9 protein-coding genes are annotated in these 18,621 nt (G+C 60.0%); 5 read left to right on the top strand and 4 right to left on the bottom strand.

Going from position 1 to position 18,621, the window contains the following annotated elements:
• The first annotated feature begins 6 nt into the window (after positions 1-6).
• Both CR159_RS08015 and CR159_RS08010 read left to right on the top strand, forming a co-directional pair.
• On the top strand, positions 7-2,166 hold the full coding sequence (locus CR159_RS08015; protein ID WP_102073492.1) for an AMP-binding protein: 2,160 nt from the start codon (positions 7-9) through the stop codon (positions 2,164-2,166).
• The gene (locus CR159_RS08010) at positions 2,163-11,171 is read left to right on the top strand and encodes a type I polyketide synthase (RefSeq protein WP_102073491.1); all 9,009 of its coding nucleotides are present in this window, start codon (positions 2,163-2,165) and stop codon (positions 11,169-11,171) included. The genes CR159_RS08015 and CR159_RS08010 overlap by 4 nt, the downstream gene beginning before the upstream one ends.
• A 53-nt stretch (positions 11,172-11,224) precedes the next feature.
• Here the strand turns inward: CR159_RS08010 and CR159_RS08005 are convergent, their stop codons facing one another.
• From CR159_RS08005 to CR159_RS07995, 3 genes are all read right to left on the bottom strand, one after another.
• Positions 11,225-12,205: a Bug family tripartite tricarboxylate transporter substrate binding protein gene (locus tag CR159_RS08005; protein ID WP_102073490.1), complete on the bottom strand. Its 981-nt coding sequence runs from the start codon at positions 12,203-12,205 to the stop codon at positions 11,225-11,227.
• A gap of 62 nt (positions 12,206-12,267) precedes the next feature.
• Positions 12,268-13,185: a 5-dehydro-4-deoxyglucarate dehydratase gene (kdgD, locus tag CR159_RS08000; protein WP_199173266.1), complete on the bottom strand. Its 918-nt coding sequence runs from the start codon at positions 13,183-13,185 to the stop codon at positions 12,268-12,270.
• A gap of 111 nt (positions 13,186-13,296) precedes the next feature.
• Complete coding sequence (locus CR159_RS07995) at positions 13,297-14,046, bottom strand: FadR/GntR family transcriptional regulator (protein ID WP_102073615.1); 750 nt, start codon at positions 14,044-14,046, stop codon at positions 13,297-13,299.
• 188 nt (positions 14,047-14,234) lie between these two features.
• Here CR159_RS07995 and CR159_RS07990 point away from each other — a divergent pair, with 188 nt between their 5' ends.
• Complete coding sequence (locus tag CR159_RS07990) at positions 14,235-16,079, top strand: phosphoenolpyruvate carboxykinase (GTP) (RefSeq protein WP_102073489.1); 1,845 nt, start codon at positions 14,235-14,237, stop codon at positions 16,077-16,079.
• Between the two features lie 16 nt (positions 16,080-16,095).
• Here the strand turns inward: CR159_RS07990 and CR159_RS07985 are convergent, their stop codons facing one another.
• Positions 16,096-17,163, bottom strand: coding sequence for a metal-dependent hydrolase (locus CR159_RS07985; RefSeq protein WP_102073488.1), 1,068 nt, complete (start codon positions 17,161-17,163; stop codon positions 16,096-16,098).
• A 214-nt stretch (positions 17,164-17,377) separates the two neighbouring features.
• Here CR159_RS07985 and CR159_RS21560 point away from each other — a divergent pair, with 214 nt between their 5' ends.
• Together CR159_RS21560 and trhO are read left to right on the top strand one after the other, a co-directional pair.
• On the top strand, positions 17,378-17,545 hold the full coding sequence (locus tag CR159_RS21560; RefSeq protein ID WP_158238522.1) for a hypothetical protein: 168 nt from the start codon (positions 17,378-17,380) through the stop codon (positions 17,543-17,545).
• Positions 17,546-17,605: 60 nt separating this feature from the next.
• Positions 17,606-18,610 carry an oxygen-dependent tRNA uridine(34) hydroxylase TrhO gene (trhO, locus tag CR159_RS07980; RefSeq protein WP_102073487.1) on the top strand — a complete coding sequence of 335 codons (1,005 nt, stop codon included), beginning with the start codon at positions 17,606-17,608 and terminating at the stop codon, positions 18,608-18,610.
• Positions 18,611-18,621: the final 11 nt, after the last annotated feature.

The raw sequence follows: 18,621 nt of genomic DNA, 5'->3' as shown, positions 1-18,621 counted from the left end.
CCTGCGATGTCGGTTACGTCAGATAGTCAAACGCTTTTTCTTCCTCAGATACTCGAACGACGGGCCGAAGACTGCCGCGACGGGTGGTCATTTACCTTTCTGGACAGCAAAGGCACCGAACAATGCCGGTGGTCCGCGCAAGATTTGGTCCTGCGTGCGCGGGCGGTTGCGGCTCGGCTGAATGCCACGACTCGCCCCGGGGAGCCTGTGCTGCTGGTGTTCCAGGCCGGCCCTGAGTTCCTGGCTGCCTTCATGGGCTGCCTTTGGAGCGGGCGTCTGGCAACGCCCATCAATCCACCGCGGCGCAACCGACTCATCGAACGCTTAGTGGCCGTTGCCGTGGATTCCGAAGTGCGCGTGGCGTTGACCACAACTGACATGCTCCCGTCGATCGATGAGTGGCGTCATTCCAGCGTAGCGCTTAGCGGACTCCAGTGGATAGCATCCGACAGCCTGGTCGACCAACCGGGTCTGAAGCCGGCGACGCTACAACCAAGCGACATCGCGTTCTTACAATACACTTCTGGCTCGACGGCCCAGCCTAAGGGTGTGCAAGTGAGTCATGGCAACTTGGTGGAAGACCTTGCCCGGATGCAACAAGCATGGTTGGTGCAGGGCGATTCGACACTGGTAAGCTGGTTGCCCGCTTTTCACGATTTAGGTCTTATTTTTGGGCTGCTGCAGCCCTTGTACTCAGGCTGCGCCTCAGTCCAGATGGCGCCCAATGCATTTTTGCAGAAGCCGGGCCTATGGCTGCAAGCCCTCTCGCGTTACCGAGGCACGCACTCGGCCGCTCCCAGCTTTGCCTACGACCTGTGTGTCCGTCGCATCTCACAGGAAGAAGCGGCGACGCTCGACCTCAGCCACATGGTCATGACCATGAACGCGGCCGAGCCCATCAACCCGGTTGTCTTGAGTCAGTTCGTCGAGCGCTTTGAATCCGTCGGTTTCAAGGCGCATATGTTTGCGCCCGCTTACGGTTTGGCTGAAAGCACATTGGCGGTCACCGCCAATCCGGCCGGCATTGATCCTGTGTTGCGTCGTTTCTGCCCTGAGGCTTTGGCCGACGGACGTATTGAACTGGTGGAAGATATGCAAGCGACACAAGGCAGATGGATGTCAGGCAGCGGGCGTGCGCTGCCTGACGTGGAGATCGCGATCGTGGATCCGGAAACAGCGCAACGCTGCCCACCCGGCAGAGTGGGTGAGATCTGGGTGAGCGGCCCTACGATCGCCTCCGGCTACTGGCGTCGGCCGGAAGCTACGACAGGTACCTTCGGCGTTCGTATCCAGGGCGACGACGACGCGGGCGGCTTTCTTCGCACGGGCGATTTGGGAGCCGTTGTAGACCTGGAATTGTTTGTCACGGGGCGCATCAAAGACCTCATCATCCTTGGCGGCGCTAATTTCTATCCCCACGATATCGAGCGGGTGGCGCAGGATGCCCATGATGCATTGCGCCGGGATAACGGCGCCGCTTTCTCGGTGTCGAGCGATGACGAGGACGCCGGCCGCGAGCAAGTGGTGCTGGTGCAAGAGCTTGAACGCTCGCACCGCAACGATCCCACTGGTCCGATCTTCCAATGCATCGTCGAGGCCGTGTGGCAAAAGCTCGAACTGCCTTTGGCGCACGTCGTATTGGTCGCGCCGGGAACCGTCCTGCGCACGTCCAGCGGCAAGATCCAGCGCCTCGCTAATCGTCGCGCCTACCTGGATGGCACCATACCTGTCATTGCGCGTTGGGAACGTCGTCATGTGCCGGCCTCGACACGGATGGCCTCGGAGCAAACTCCCGCTCAGTCACCAGCACCGACATCCAGCACGTTCCAGGCCGGCGAGCTTAGGCGTTGGCTGGCGAAGTGGCTCTCTGATCGCCTCGGTCTTCCGGTGAGCATGCTGGAAGCGCAGCACGGGTTTGCGGAACTGGGGCTCGACTCTATTGGATCGACTGAACTGGCTTTTGCATTGGCAGAGAAGCTTGGATGCTGTGTGCCCGAGACCATCGCTTACGACCACCCCACAATAGAACGCTTGGTGGCGTACCTGGCTGCCCAGGATGATCCCATTCGGCCAGCCGATCGCGTTTCGCCGACGGAAGACGGCACATCAAACAGCGGCTCTGACCTTGATGAGTTGCTGACGGCGCTTGAAAGAGGCGTCCTATGACACAACAGGCCGCCCTATTGCGCGAGCGTCTCAGCCGACTCGACGCCGACCAACTGGTCAAGTTGGTCACGGGACTTCAACAACGCATAGATACGTTGGCGGCGTCCGTCACATCCGACCCTTCCACGCACGCCATCGCCGTGGTGGGACTGGGCTGTCGGTTTCCTGGAGCCCCCGATGTTGAGGCCTTCCGCAGGCTGTTGGAGCAGGGGCGCAACGCGGTTGCCGATCCGCCACCAGGACGGCCTGAGGCGGCCCGTCTTCCGGTGGGCGGCTACATTGAGGGTATTGATCGATTCGATCCCGCATTTTTTGGGATGCGCGACAACGAGGCGGCGTACATGGATCCCCAGCATCGGCTGGTGCTGGAAGTGGCCTGGCATGCGCTCGAAGACGCTGGCACGGCCGACCCTGCCCGTCGGCCGCGCGCTACAGGTATTTTCCTGGGTATCAGTACGCACGACTACGAAGCGCGTTTTCATCGTTCGTCCGAGGGTTTCGGAACCATGGCGACGACCGGCAATGCCGCCAGCGCGGCGGCGGGACGCCTGGCGCATTTGCTCGACGTGACGGGGCCGTCCCTGTCCATAGACACCGCATGTTCGTCTTCGCTCGTCGCGGTTCTTGCCGCATGCAACAGTCTACGGCTGGGCGAGTCCGACATGGCGATAGCCGGTGGTGTCAACGTGCTGGTCAACGATGCCCTGACGCGCGGCTTCGCGGCGGCAGGCATGCTCAGCCCCAGTCATGCGTGCCGAACCTTCGACGCGAGCGCCGATGGTTACGTCCGGGGCGAGGGCGCCGGGATTGTCATTCTTAAAAGGCTGGCTGATGCGCAACGTGATGGGGATCGCATTCGAGCGGTCATACGCGGCGGCGCGGTCAATCATGACGGCCGTGCGAGCTCGTTGACCGCTCCGAATGCAGGGGCACAGACGGAACTCATACGCCGTGCCTTGGCCGATGCAGGCTTGCGTCCCGCCGACGTGCAGGTCGTCGAATGTCATGGCACCGGCACGCCGTTGGGCGACCCGATCGAAGTACAGGCGTTGGCCGCCGCGTATGCGGCGGATCGCGAAACGCCTTTGCTGCTCGGCTCCGTCAAGACCAACATTGGACACCTCGAAGCAGCGGCCGGCATTGCGGGCGTCATCAAAACCATACTGTCGCTTGAGACGGCGACCCTTGCTGCCACCTTGCATCAGTCCCGCCTCAATCCGCGCCTGGATTGGGCTACGCTGCCTGTGCGAGTCGTCGATCGCCCGCAAGACTGGCCCGGCCAAGCCCCGCGCCGAGCAGGAGTCAGCAGCTTTGGCTTCAGCGGTACCAACTCCCACGTCATATTCGAGGAGGCGCTACCGCTTCCAAAGCCAAAAAGCGTGGCGCCCGTCGTCCTCACGCTATCGGCCCCGGATGATGACGGCGTGCGGCGTATGGCGGGCCACTTGGCGGACTGGCTGGAGCGAACAGAAGTAGATATGCAGCAGGTGGCTGCGAGCCTTGCCATAGGTCGGGCGCGCTTCAGCGCGCGCGCGGCTGTGACGGGGGATGATCGCGAGGCGATCATAGCGGGGCTGCGCGATGTGCAGGCTGGACGGCTTGGGGTCGGACGCGACTTGAGCGCGGGCAATACAGATCTGCCTCAGGTAGCCTTTCTCTATACCGGGCAGGGCAGCCAGTGGCCGGGCATGGGTGCTGATCTGTACGCGCATAACCCGGTTTTCAAGAGCGTCGTCGATCGATGCGCTGAGGTGGTCAATCCACTGCTGGAAATGTCTTTGGTCGACGTTTTGTTTGCAGAAGACACGACAGATAACTTGGTGGACACTCGGATCGCCCAGCCAGCGCTATTTGTTCTAGGTTACGCGCTGGCCGAGACGCTGGCAGGCTGGGGCGTTGTGCCCGCTATGTCGATTGGCCATAGCCTGGGCGAATGGATCGCGGCCTGCCGTGCGGGCGTCATGACACTGGACGACGCACTGCGTCTCGTGGTCGAGCGCGGCAGGCTGATGGGGGCGGCACCTGGAGGTGGCGCCATGGCGGCGGTGTTTGCGCCGTCAGCGACGGTTTATGCCTTGCCGCCGGAGACGCGAGTCGGTGTCGATCTGGCCGCGGAAAATGCGCCGGACGAATGCGTGATAGCGGGACCTGAAGCTGCCGTATCCCGGGTTTGCGATGCGCTGGACGAGCAAGGTGTCGGTTCGCAACGGCTGCGTACCTCTCATGCCTTTCACTCTTCTATGATGGAGTCCGTACTAGAGCCCTTCTCAAGGGCGCTGGACGGCGTGACGCTTTCCCGGCCCATAAGCGGGATCGTCTCGAATGTCACGGGTACCGTAGGCGCGCCCTGGGATACGGCCGCCTACTGGGTACGGCATATCCGTGAGACCGTTCAGTTCACCAAGGGTGTGTCGACCTTGGCGGAGCATGGGGTTTCCGTGCTGATCGAGGTTGGCGCGTCTGCGGCATTGATCGGAACAGCAAGCAGGGCCGACGGATATCGCGACCAGACCCCGGTTCTGGTGCCTACCTTGCGACGCAAACAACCGGCAATGCGGACCTTGGCGAATTTGCTTGCCCAGTTGTTTGTTGCCGGGGTGCCTGTGCGCTGGGACAAGGTATACGAAGGGACGGGACGCACATCCGTGCCCGGGTACGCGTTTGCCGGGAAGACTTTTTGGCTGTCTCAACCGGATGACGACACGACCACGCTGCAGGCGCTGTCCGTAACGGCACAGAATTCAGCTGCCCTTGTCGATCAGGCCGCCGGCCGTCATGATCAGGACGGCGCCACGTCCAAGGATACGCTTACAGAGGTGATCAATACGCTGGCTCGTGCCCTGCAATTATCGTTGCGTGATGCAGGCGCGGAAGTAGGTTTCCTCGAACTGGGTGTCGACTCTCTCGCTCTCACGGAAGCCGTGGCAGGCCTGGAGCGCCGCTGGTCCATCGCGATTCCTCGACGCGCCTTATTCGAAGAATTGGGTACGCCGGCACGCTTAGTCGCCCATGTGGTGGACGCGCATACGCGGTACATGGCCGCCAAAACCATCGACCGCGAGGGCGGGGTTGCCGTGTCAGCCAGCGACCCGCGCCCCGCTACGGCAATCGCGACTCCAATGACGACGGCTCTGGCCTCGGCCTCAGCGGCCCCCAAGCTCGTGATTGCTCCCGAAACGCAGCGAGGCCTTGCCGAATTCACCCAGGCCTATGTGCATCGTAGTGCCGGGTCGCGCCGGGAGCGTGAAACCTATGGCAGGTATCTGGCCGACAGCCGTGCCGTAGCGGGTTTTCGGCCTGAAACCAAGGAAATGCTCTATCCGATCGTGGGCGCATCAGGCTCAGGCTCGCGTATTACCGACATCGACGGGAACGAGTATGTCGACATCACCATGGGGTTTGGTGTTCAGCTGTTCGGACATAGTCCCTCCTTCCTCATCGACACCCTGAACGATCACTTGGGCCGGCGAGGCATGTTCGTGGGGCCCCAGGCTCATTTGGCGGGCGAAGCGGCACAGCGCCTGTGCAAACTGACCGGCAATGAGCGGGCCGCTTTCTGTAATAGCGGCACTGAAGCGGTGATGACTGCCTTGCGCCTCGCGCGTCACGCAACGGGTCGGCAACGCATTGCCATGTTTCAGGGCTCCTATCATGGCCATTTCGACGGCACGCTGGCCCAGGCGGGCCTAGGCGGGAAGGCGGTGCCTATGACGGAAGGCACGCCGCCGGGAATGGTCAACGACATACTGCTGCTCGATTATGGCGACGAGGCCGGTTCGCTCGCGCTACTCGAGCGCGAAGCACATACCCTGGCGGCCGTCATTGTCGAGCCCGTGCAAGGTCGCCGCCCCGACCGTCAGCCGCGTGAGTTTTTGCAGCGCCTCAGAACGCTGACTGCATCGACAGGCACGGCCTTGATTTTTGATGAAGTGCTGCTGGGATTCCGCGTCGCCTTGGCCGGTGCGCAGGCTTGGGCAGGCGTTCGCGCCGATCTTGTCACATACGGCAAGATCATCGGCGGCGGGCTGCCGATCGGCGTGGTCGCCGGCAAGGCACAGTACCTCGATGCACTGGACGGCGGGGCATGGTCTTTCGATGACTCCGGCGCGCCGCGGGATCACCGTTGCTTCTTTGCCGGTACGTTCAACAAGAACCCATTGGTCATGGCCTCCATGCACTCGGTGATGACGCACCTGGAAGCGAGTGGGCCCGGGCTGCAAGAATCGCTCAATGCACGGACCGACGCATTCGTGGCGCGGCTTAACGGCATCCTGGCTGAAGAAGCTGCGGACATAGCCGTGCATCATTTCGCATCCATGTTCCGCTTCGTCGGGGCCAACGATGTGTTCTACAACCATCTCATACAGAACGGCGTGTATGTCTGGGAGGGTCGTAGCTGCTTTGTCTCGACCGCCCACACTGATGATGACCTCCTCAAAGTGGAACAGGCCGTGCGCGCTTCGGTCAGGGGGATGTGTGCGCGTCATCTGCTGGTGCCGCGCAGAGTCGCGCCCGACACATCGCCGCAGCCGGAACACCTGGCCACGACACCGGGACAGGCTGCTTTACGCTTGCTTGCCGCCTTCAGTCCCGAAACATCGGGGGCCTACAACCAGTCGCTCGTCCTGGACTTCAAGGGCGTGCTGAATGTCGATGCGCTGGTCACCGCCGTCGAACACGTTGTCGGTCGGCACGAAGCCTTGCGCAGCACCTTTCCCGATGATGGTTCGGTCCAGCTTGTGCATGCGCAATTGAAACCGACAATCCGCATCGTCGAGTCCATTCCCAGCGAGGGTGAGGTTTATCGAGATTGGTTGGACGATGCCGTCCTGGCGCCCTTTGATCTGGAACGGGGCCCTATGTCGAGGGCGTTGTTGCTGCGTTTTTCGCAACAAAGTCACCGTCTCGTGCTTGTCCTGCCGCATCTGGTCACGGATGGATGGTCCATGCAGGTGATCGCCGCGGAACTGGCCGAGCTCTATAGCGCCGATGCCGAACAGCGTAGCGCCATTTTGCCGGATCCCGTACCGTATCGTAACTATATTGCCCATGCGCAAGCCAGGGCCCATCTCCCGGAGCAGGCCGCGTATTGGCGAGCACTGTATGCCACCGTGCCGCCCGTGCTGCAACTTCCCACCGATAGGCCGCGTCCGCCGCTGCAGGGCTATGTGGGCGCCCGCGCGTCGCGTCGGCCACAACCGCAGCTGCGAGCTGAGGTCGAAGCGAGCGCCCGGCGACACGGCACCTCTGTTTTTTCATTGTGTTTGGCGGCCTACGCGCGTTTGTTGGCACGCATCTCGCAGCAAGACGCGGCGACAGTTGCGATATTCTCGGCTGGTCAGCCTGAACTGTCGGAATCGAACCTGGTCGGGTACTGCGTCAGTGTGCTGGCACTACCCATTAGCGCGGGCCCGGAGGTCAGTGACACGGACCTGCTGGCACAAGTGCGGCGCACCGTGGCTCAGGCAGTGGCGCACCGAGATTATCCTTACTCACGGCTATTGAAGGATCTGCAGTTGCGCCGGGATCCTTCCCGCCCGCCGCTGGCCAGTGTGTCATTCAACCTGGATCGGATAGACGCTATACCCGAGTTCTCGGGGTTGCAGATGCAGCTGGACGCCAATATTCACAGCGCGGTCCGATGGGATCTGAACTGGAACATGCAACTGGATGACGACGGCGTACGTCTGGATGTTCACTACAATCGCGACCTTTTCGATCGTCGGCGCGTCGAAAGCTGGATTGATCACTACATGGACATACTCGGGGCGCTTTGTGGGCTTGCGCCTTCAGACCGGATCGCCCATGGCAATCGTTCGTGCATAACACTAGCCGAACGGGTAGCACGCACGGCGGCCGAACAGCCCGCCGCGCCAGCTGTTCGCGATCGTGCAGGCACGGTGACGTATGCGGCCTTGGACGCGCACGCCGCCGCACTGGCCCTACGACTTCGCGTAGCCGGGATCGGACAGGGTGACCGCGTCGCCTTTCGCTTGAACCGTGGATTGGGACCGGTGGTGGCCATGTTGGCCGCCGCCAGGGTGGGCGCCGCCTTTGTGCCGCTGGACACACTGCATCCCGATCACCACCACCTTCACGTGTTGGCCGACAGCCGGGCCAAGGCTTTGATCATCGATGTCGGCGCCCCAGCAGTTCAAGCACCCGTGACGACCTTGCAATGGTCGCGCCATGATGAACCGGGCGGCATCCTGGCGCCGCTGGGCGCCGCGCATGCCGATAGCGCCTATGTGCTGTATACATCTGGTTCAACCGGTCGCCCCAAAGGCGTACAGGTGTCAATTGGAGCCGTACAGTCCTATGTTTCGGCCATGCTGGAACGGTTAGAGGCTTGCGAGCCGACTTCTTTCGCGATAGTGTCGTCATTCGCCGCCGACCTTGGGTATACCTCGGTCCTTGGCGCACTATGGTCGGGAGGCCTGTTGCATGTGGTCGATGATGCGTCGGCACAGGATCCGGTTGCACTGCAGGCGTGGTTCTCGCAGATGCCTGTCGATGTTCTCAAGATTGTGCCCGCCCATCTGTCGGCGCTGCTCGACGCCCCAAATTCGGCTACGCTTTTGCCGCGGAAGGCATTGATCCTGGGAGGTGACACCCTCACGTGGCGTGTCGTTGATCGCATCCGGAATATCGGTGCCATCTGCCGCATCTTCAATCACTATGGCCCAACCGAAACTACTGTCGGCGCCTGCATGATCGAGGCCACACCTAGCCTTCGATCCAAGGAAGCCACCTCCGTACCCGTGGGCCGACCCTTGCGCGGATGCCAAGTGACGATCCAGGATCCGCAAGGTCGACCCGTTCCGACCGGTGAAGAGGGTGAAATTGTCATCAGCGGGCTCACGGTCGCATCCGGCTACACCCAACAGGAGCCGTTGGGCAAGGAGCGCTTTGGTTGTACCCACGAGGGTATACCTTTCTACCGAACGGGGGACCTCGGTCGCGCAGACGCAGAAGGTGTGCTTACGTTTGTGGGTCGAGTCGATGACATGGTGAAGATACGCGGCCACCGCATCGAGCCGGCTGGTCTGTCGGAGCTGCTTCGGTCTTGTCCCGGCGTACGCGACGCCGTCATACTGGTATTACGGCAGGAAAATAGAGAGCCCTCGCTGCTGGCTGCAGTTGCCACTACGCTGAGCAAAGACGAGATCAAGTCGTGGTTGGGCATGCGCGTGCCCGCTGCGATGCTGCCCGCTCGTATCGAAACATACGCCAGCTTGCCTCTAAGCAGCAACGGCAAAATAGACCGACAGACGCTGCTATCGTCAGCATTGACGCCGACGGATCGAGAGCAAGACGGGTCGCCTGCGATTCGGGCGTTGGAAGCGGCCGACGACGAAGTCGGGCACCAGGCTGACGCCCGATCGACGTCAGGCGATGGCGTGGCCGTCCTGTGCCGCATATGGGAATCGATCTTGCAGCGGGGGTCCATAGGGCCGGATGACGACTTTTTCAGCCTGGGCGGGGATTCAATCATGGCCATCCAGGTGGTGGGCCGTGCCCGTGCGGCGGGCATGGCGCTTACGCCGACCCAGGTCTTTCAAGCGCCTACCCCGCGACGGCTCGCCCGACTGGCGCTACCCGTCGCCGACGGAATCAGCGGCGCACAACCGATCGCCGCCGCCGTTCCCCTGACGCCTATACAGCATTGGTTCCGTAATATTCCGATATCCGACCGGAACCATTGGTGCCTGAGCGCAGTGTTCAAGATTGCCGTGGGCACATCTGTCCAGCAGCTTGACGCGGCGCTACATGCCGCGATTAACAAGCACGACGCGCTGCGCATGCGATTTTGTGTTGGTGTCGACGCCCCGACTCAGCAAGTAGGCGACGCGGCCGGCCCTGCGCTCTTGATGGCCGACGGCAACGATTTGTGCGATGTCGAGCTTGAGGCCGCGCAAGATCGCCTAGCCAACGAGCTGATGTCGACGCTCGACTTACGGCAGGGCAGAAATATCGCAGCTGGCGTCATTGCCGACAACGAGGGTGCTGCCTTCCAGCTCGTGGTGGTCGTGCATCACGCGGTGTTCGATATGGTCTCGTGGTCCATCCTGGCGGAGGACCTTGACGCGGGCCTAAGGGGTAATTCAGCCGAACTTCGGCCATCGACTACCTCATGGGCGTGGTGGGCGCAGGCACTATCCATCCATGCCAATAACATGATGGACAGCCTGTCGTACTGGAGTGAGGTCGCCGCAACGGCGCGTACGCTTGTTCCATTTCCCATGGACACACAGGGCGCATCCAATTGCGAGGGCGATGCGAGGGAAATACAGTTACGAATCTCGCCAGACCGAGCCCAGCCATACTTTGAGCGCATGGTCGCGGTGTATGGCATGCGCGCACACGAGGCCCTGTTTGCCGCCGTCGCCAATGCCATTATCGAGTGGGCCGGAGCGTCGGTGGCCATAGAGCTGGAGGGACATGGACGCCATCCTTTCGATGCCGGTATCGATTTATCTCGCACGGTGGGTTGGTTTACTACGCGCTACCCTGTAGTCGTGCCGGCCGAGGCGGCCGACGACCACGCTTGGTTGCTGGAGATCAAAGAAACGCTACGCGGTGTGCCCGACCACGGTATGTCGTACGGCTTGCTTCGTTATGGCGAACATGCTTCTATAACCGTTGAGTCGCCGGTTTCATTCAATTATGTGGGCGATCTGGGGCAGTTCGGACACGCCGGTCTTCCGATTGTCAGGGTAGGCGCAGGCCAGGAGCGGGGGGCGGATGCGCATCGAAGCCATTTGCTGTCCTTCGATGCGTGGCAACAGGATGGCGAACTCCTGCTCGCTTGCCGGTACGGACCGCATAGCGCTGATTCCATCGACGCATTGATGCGTGCCATCGACGTTCGGCTGGGAAGGTTTCTCGGTATTTGTGATGCTGCGTCGACAGCCGCCTATACGCCTTCCGACTTCACCGGCATCGAGTTTTCACAGGATGAACTCGATCAGTTGGTCAGTGAGTTGGGAGATCAAGAAGACTGATGGAGGACGACGGGCGGGTTGTGAGCCGCCCGTCTACCATCGGCTAACCGACATTATTCGATCTTGATCCCTGCCGTTTTGACGACCTCCGCCCAGTTCGTGACCTGCGTACCCATCCAGCTACCGAACTCATCAGGCGTCATCTCGATGGGTTCCGCACCCAAGGTCGCCAGCTTTTCCTGCACGTCCGGCATTTTCACGATCTTGCTCATTTCAGCATGCAGTTTCTCGATGATCGGTTTCGGCGTACCGACCGGGGCCAACACCCCTTGCCAGCTTCCCGTCAGGAAGCCCGGAATCATTTCGCTGACAGTCGGAACGTCCGGCAACTGCGGTAGCCGTTTGCTGCTGCTGACGGCCAGCAGCTTGATGCTGCCGCTCTTGACGTGGGGATAGGTGGCGACCATGCCGTTCATGGTGGCATCGACTTGCCCGCCGACAAGATCAGTCAGTGCCTGGGCTCCGCCCTTATACGGGATGTAGCTCCAGTCGACGCCGCTTTTCTGAGCGAACAGCACGCCGGCCATGTGCGGTGCGCTACCGATGCCGGCCGCTGCGGCGAAATTGACCTTGCCCTTGTTCTTCTTGGCATATTCGACGAGTTCTTCCTGTGTTTTTACGGGAAGCGCGTTCGTGGTCACCAGCAAGTGCGGTGAATAGGCCAGCATGGATACGGGTGCCAGGTCCTTGACGGGATGGAAGGGCAGCTTCGGATAAACGCTGGGGCTTATGGTGAGGTTGCCGAGATCCAGCAATACCAAGGTGTATCCGTCTGGCTTGGACCGGACGACATAGTCCGCGCCAATGTTGCCTCCTGCACCGGCGCGGTTCTCGACCACGACTGTTTGCCCAAGCGCCTGACCAAGTTTGTCGCCCACCAGCCTGCCGAGCACATCTGAAGTCCCGCCTGCGGGGAAGGGAATGACCAGCTTGATGGGTCTATCGGGAAAGTTTGCGGCTTCGGATTGCGCGAACGCCGTAGTAGAAAACGCGGCAATGCAGCAAGCAGCGATAGCGGTTTTGATCAGTTTCATGTTTGTCTCCTCTGCGGGACACGAGTCGCCGCGTGGGTGGGGTTGGAAAGTCGGTCTTCGAATTATTGGGGGCCGAGACGATCTATCAGGGTGCGCAACTGTTCATGTTGCGCGGGACTAAGGTCGCAGAGCGGTGTGCGTACCGGACCCGCTGTCTTGCCGACAACCGTTGCGCCCGCCTTGACGATGCTGACGGCGTAGCCTTGTCCGCTATTGCGTAGCTCCAGATATGGGAAAAAGAAGGTCTTGAGCAAATGATCCATCGTGGCACTGTCGTTATTGACCGAGGCGTTATAAAACTCGACGGCGGTTCGCGGTATGAAATTGAATACGGCAGAGGAATAGGTCGATACGCCCATGGCTTTGCAGGCAGACGCGAATACTTCGGCAGTGGGCAGCCCGCCTATATAAGCCAGGCGGTCGCCCAAGCGGGAACGGATGGACATCATCAATTCAATATCGCCGAACCCGTCCTTGAACCCCACCAGGTTCGGGCACTCATCGGCAATCTTCTCGACGGTCTCGGCATTCAGGCGGCATAAGCCGCGGTTATACACGATGACGCCGATCGAGACCGATTTGCATATCGCGACGACATGGCGGCGAAGGCCTTCCTGGTCGGCTTCAGTCAAATAGTGCGGGAGGATGAGTATGCCATCGGCACCCTGGCGTTCGGCCTCGACCGCGTACTCGATGGCGACGCGTGTGCCGTAGCCGGTTCCCGCAATAATGGGCATCTGGCCTCTGCATTCATCCACGGCCGTGCCAATGATATCGGCGTATTCATCTTTGGCGAGTGAAAAGAACTCACCGGTTCCGCCTGCGGCAAAAAGTGCACTGGCGTCATAGGATTTCAGCCACTCAAGCCGTTTGCGGTAGGACGACTTGTTGAAGTCATGTTGCTCGTCAAAATCCGTCAATGGAAAAGACAGCAAGCCTGCACCTATGACTTGCTTCAATTCCTGTGCATCGATCGACATGGGTTTCCTCGTAAATAGTGGGGGCTGGCACTGCAGCGGTTTTTGAATCATATATGCTTGTCAGTTGTCATACAAGCAAAATTTTGAACCGTCTTTCGGCTCTTGTCATGCTTAGGGCACGGGTGTTCCCAGTGATTCGGCCGCCGCTTTCAAGCGGTTGCGGCTGTTACTCAAATGCCGACGCATGGCGGTGCTGGCTGCGTCCGCGTCCTTCGTGACGATGGCACGGAATATCGCTTCATGTTCATGATGGACTTTCTGCAGATAGGTTTCGCGTGCGCCTGTGTCCGACTTGAACATCCCGATCCGGGAGCGCGGAATTGCCATCATGCCCAGATAGCCGAATAACTCCATGAAATAGTGGTTATCGGTCGCCTGGGCAATTCCTTGATGAAACAAAAAATCCATATCGGCCGCGTCTTCATGTGCATCGATGCCGCGGGCCATCAGGTCGAGCGCGCTACGCAGGTTCGCCAGGTGTTCGTCGGTGCGACGGACCGCTGCAAGCGCCGCCGCTTCAGATTCCAGGCTGATACGGAGCTCCAGCAGCTTGATCACTTCTTTCACCGTGCCAAGCTCTTCCACGTCAATGCGAAATGGCGTTGCGGCAGACGGCTCGAGGACGAACACGCCCACTCCTTGACGGGAAACGACCAGGCCGGAGCTTTTCAAGTGGGACACCGCTTCGCGCACGACCGTGCGGCTGACGCCGTACGCGGCTACCATTTCGTGTTCGCTGGGCAACTTGTCCCCGGCTTTAAGCTCGCCGTTGGCAATGCGCTCGCTGAGATTCTTGGCGAGCTGAACGGACAGATTTTCTGGCCTTTGCAGCGAAAGCGTGGGACGCGAAAGTTCAGACATGCCGAGGACCGTGAACGAGAATGAGTAAGTGGGCATTATAGGCTGTCTGCTTGTCTGATGACAGACCGTATCCTAGCAGTAGTTACCTAGACTGAACGGATTAGGAGACGGCCTCGGTGATAGGTCGTAGAATGGCTCTGCGGCTCAAATGCCTCTAGACGATGCAATCCATGATGGAGAAAGTTTCTATGAATATCATAGCCAGTCCACAGTTACCTGTTGAATTGAACGCGCCTCCGGGCTTGCGCCATACCCGTCTAATTGCCTGGGTCGCGGAAATCGCTGCGCTAACTCAGCCTGATCGTATCGAATGGTGTGACGGTTCTGAACAGGAATACGACCGGCTGTGCGATTTGATGGTACGCGCCGGGACTCTGCGTCGCCTGGATCCGTTGAAAAGACCTAATTCCTACCTCGCGTGGTCTGATCCCAGCGATGTGGCACGTGTGGAAGATCGCACGTTCATCTGCTCCGAGAACGAAGAAGACGCCGGACCTACCAATAACTGGGCTGCTCCTGAAGCCATGCGTCAAACGCTTGCGGGTCTTTTCGCCGGTTGCATGCGTGGGCGCACCATGTATGTCATCCCGTTTTCCATGGGACCACTGGGATCGCCCATCGCCCATATTGGCGTAGAGCTCTCAGATTCTCCCTATGTGGTGGCCAATATGCGAATGATGACGCGCATGGGCAGCCAGGTCTACGACGTATTGGGAACGGATGGCGATTTCGTGCCTTGCGTCCATTCCGTCGGCAAGCCCTTGGCTGCCGGAGAAGCGGACGTAGCTTGGCCTTGCAACGATACGAAGTACATTGTCCATTATCCGCAAGATCGCGAGATCTGGTCATTCGGATCAGGGTATGGTGGAAATGCGTTGCTGGGCAAGAAGTGTTTTGCGCTGCGCATTGCGTCGGCTATGGGTCGTGAGCAAGGCTGGATGGCCGAGCACATGCTGGTGCTGGGTGTCACATCGCCGCAAGGCAAGAAGATGCACTTGGCAGCCGCCTTTCCGTCGGCGTGCGGGAAAACCAATTTCTCCATGATGATTCCGCCGCAGTCTCTGCCCGGCTGGAAAATCACGACCATTGGCGATGACATTGCGTGGATCAAGCCGGGACCGGATGGACGCCTGTATGCGATCAATCCCGAGGCGGGTTATTTCGGCGTTGCGCCCGGCACCAACGAGAAAACCAATTTCAACTGCATGGCTTCCCTGCGGGAGAACGTCATCTTCACCAACGTGGCCCTGACTGACGATGGCGATGTCTGGTGGGAGGGCATGGGTCCCGCGCCCGCGCACTGCCTGGATTGGCAAGGCAAGGATTGGACGCCGGATTCCGGGCGCAAGGCGGCGCATCCCAATGCCCGGTTTACGGTTGCGGCGGTCCAGAACCCGGCCATCGATCCGGAATGGGACAATCCCGACGGCGTCGCCATTGATGCCTTCATTTTCGGCGGGCGCCGATCAGATACGGTTCCACTGGTGACCGAGGCGCGCAGCTGGATCGAAGGCGTCTATATGGCGGCCACACTGGGGTCGGAAACCACCGCGGCGGCTGCGGGCGCCCAGGGTGTGGTACGCCGCGATCCTTTTGCCATGCTGCCTTTCTGCGGCTACAACATGAGTTCTTACTTCGCGCACTGGCTTGAGCTGGGCTTGCAGCTGCAGGCGTCCGGCGCGACATTGCCACGGATTTTTTGCGTGAACTGGTTTCAAACCGACGAGCACGGCCGCTTTATCTGGCCCGGTTTTGGCGAGAACATGCGTGTGCTCAAGTGGATGCTCCAGCGTATCGAAGGCACGGCACAAGGCGAGGACAAACTGTTCGGCATTACCCCGCTGCATGGCGAAATCAGCTGGGAAGGACTGGATTTCGACGAAGCGAAATTTGACCGCATCACGGACATCGATCGCGAGGCATGGCGCAAGGAGCTCGACTCGCATGCAGAGCTTTTCGATAAGCTTGCCCATCGCCTCCCTGCTGAGCTTCCCGCCTTCCTTCAGCAACTGCGCGCGCGGCTGGGCGCCTGATCTTATGCCCGTGTCGCTACGAATCGGGTGCGCTTGCGGGCGGCAAGGTCATTTGCCGTTCCCATTGCGTAAGGGGTAGCGGCGGCGACTGCTGCCAGATCCGGCGAACGGTAGCCTTCAGGGCTGCCATGTCGCGTTTGCCGGGCCAGTAAGCGGGAGTGACGGTTTCCCATGTGCCGCCAGGTTCTGTGCGGGTCGCAATCCGGAACCGGAACGAGTAGTGGCCCGTGCCCAAGCCCATGCGCAGATCGGTGACTACAAGTTGTCCGTCAATTTCGTCGTAGCGCAGCCAGTTGTCGGTGAACCAGCGCAGTCCGTCCAGTTGAGGCAAGGGCGGCAGTTCAGTGGCGAGGGCGTTGTTCAAGGGAAGCACAATACGTTCGGGCGGCGCGCTGTCGAGCAAGCTGCTGATAAGCTCCACATAGTGATCATCGGCAGTGCGGGCAACCACGCGCCAAAGCAGTATGTTGAAAGGCTCCGGCGTGGAGAACATCGCGACCGTTTGTATACCGTCCTGTTCGAGAATTCTGCTTGCCCGTTGCTCTACCGTTGCTTTTGCTGCAAGCGACAAGGCAAGATAGATCGTGCTGGCACCCAATACACATACCAGGGCGCGCCGGGTGCGCCTGCCTGGTCCAGCGATGGCTGCCACCAGTACCCCGGCCAGCAGCGGCAAGGTGTAGAAGGGGTCGATAATAAAAATGCTGGACCCGCTTGTTGGCGTGGGCCTCAATGGCCACCACAGTTGCGTGCCATAGCTGGTGAAGGCGTCCAGCAAGGGGTGGGTCAGCAGTATCAGGCATAGCGTCGCCAGCAGGCGGCCCGCGCCGTACTCTTGCGAGGGCCGCCACCGCCGTAATGCGGCCGTCAGCAGCACTGCCACGCCGGTGAGAACAAAAAGGGAGTGAGAAAATCCGCGATGGTTGATCATTCCCGATATGGGATCACCGTAGTCGATGAGCACGTCCATGTCCGGCAGGGATGCCAGCAGGGCGCCGGCCAACAGTGCCTTGCGCCCATGGAAGCGTCCGAGCATGGCGCCCGAGATCCCCGCGCCCAGGACGGCTTGTGTCAATGAATCCATACCAGCACCATAAATTGATCGCATGCCAATTTAGCATTTACGGCCGGGCATAGTGATGAGGCCAAGAGGGGTGTCACGTTACTGGCTGAAAAATGGCCGCTGGCTAGGGGCTCAAACATTGGGGTTTACGAGCGCTTTGGCTACTTTTCGCAAAATTTTCATAAAAAAAGGGTATGTTTAAGGCTGGATTGGATTTTTTGATTGTGAGACCACTATGCTAGTCAAGCCACGAACCCCAACACCATTTCGTCCGCTGCAGACGGACACGTTGCTCCTCATCAACGAAGAACGTGCCAAGCAGGCCTCGGCCAAGAGCATCATCAGCATGAGCGGCGTCGGCAACGAGCGCTACGGAAAAAAACATGTGAAGTCGCCGGCCTGATAACTCCGTACCGGCAAAGCGTTAAAATCAAGAGTTCCCGCTCTTACTTTTTTAACGACCATGGCTTCTTTTTTAGTTGCAGCGCTGTATAAGTTCGTCCATCTTCCCGACTTCGAGGCATTGCAGGCGCCCTTGCTGGCATGCTGCGAAACGCATGACGTAAAGGGTACGTTGCTGCTGGCGGAAGAAGGCATCAACGGCACCATCGCCGGCCCATCGGCCGGAATCCAGGCTGTACTGCAATTCTTGCGTAACGACCCGCGCCTGAAGACATTGGTGCACAAGGAATCCTGGTCCGACAAAATGCCGTTTTATCGCATGAAGGTAAAACTCAAGCGCGAGATCGTGACCATGGGCATACCCAATGTGCAGGCCGAGACCATGGCCGGGACGTATGTCAGTCCTCAGGAATGGAACGCGCTCATCGATGACCCCGACGTCGTCGTCGTTGATACGCGCAACGATTATGAAGTGTCTATCGGTACATTCAAGCGGGCGGTCAATCCGCACACCACCAGCTTTACGGAATTTCCACAATGGGTGAAAGAGCAGTCCGCCGAAGGTGGCGTGCTTCATAACAAGCCGCGTCTGGCCATGTTCTGTACAGGCGGTATACGCTGCGAAAAATCCACCGCCTACATGCGCACGCTCGGGTTCGACGAGGTGTATCACCTGGAAGGCGGTATTCTCAAGTACCTGGAAACGGTTCCGTCCGAAGAAAGCCGGTGGGATGGCGAGTGCTTCGTCTTCGACGAACGGGTGTCGGTGCTGCATGGTCTGGAGCAAGGCCATTACGAATTTTGCCGCGCTTGCCGTTTGCCGCTTAGTGCCGCCGACAAATCATCCAGCCATTTCGTGGAAGGGGTCAGTTGTCCGCATTGCCACGACAAGCATACCGACGAACAGAAGCAGCGGTTTGCGGAAAGGCAGAAACAAGTGGAACTGGCCAGGAAGCGTGCCGACAGGCATATTGGTGTACGCGTCGAACTGAAGAAAGCCGCCAAAGAAGAGGCCATGAGACAGAAGGCCGAAGCCGCGGCTACGGCGACGAAGGCCGGTGCGTGATCACGCTGACG

Origin of the sequence: Pollutimonas subterranea (assembly GCF_002849655.1) — a bacterium.
Lineage (GTDB): Bacteria > Pseudomonadota > Gammaproteobacteria > Burkholderiales > Burkholderiaceae_B > Pollutimonas > Pollutimonas subterranea.
Note: the sequence above shows the minus strand (reverse complement) of the source record. Positions and strands in the feature narration are given on the sequence as shown.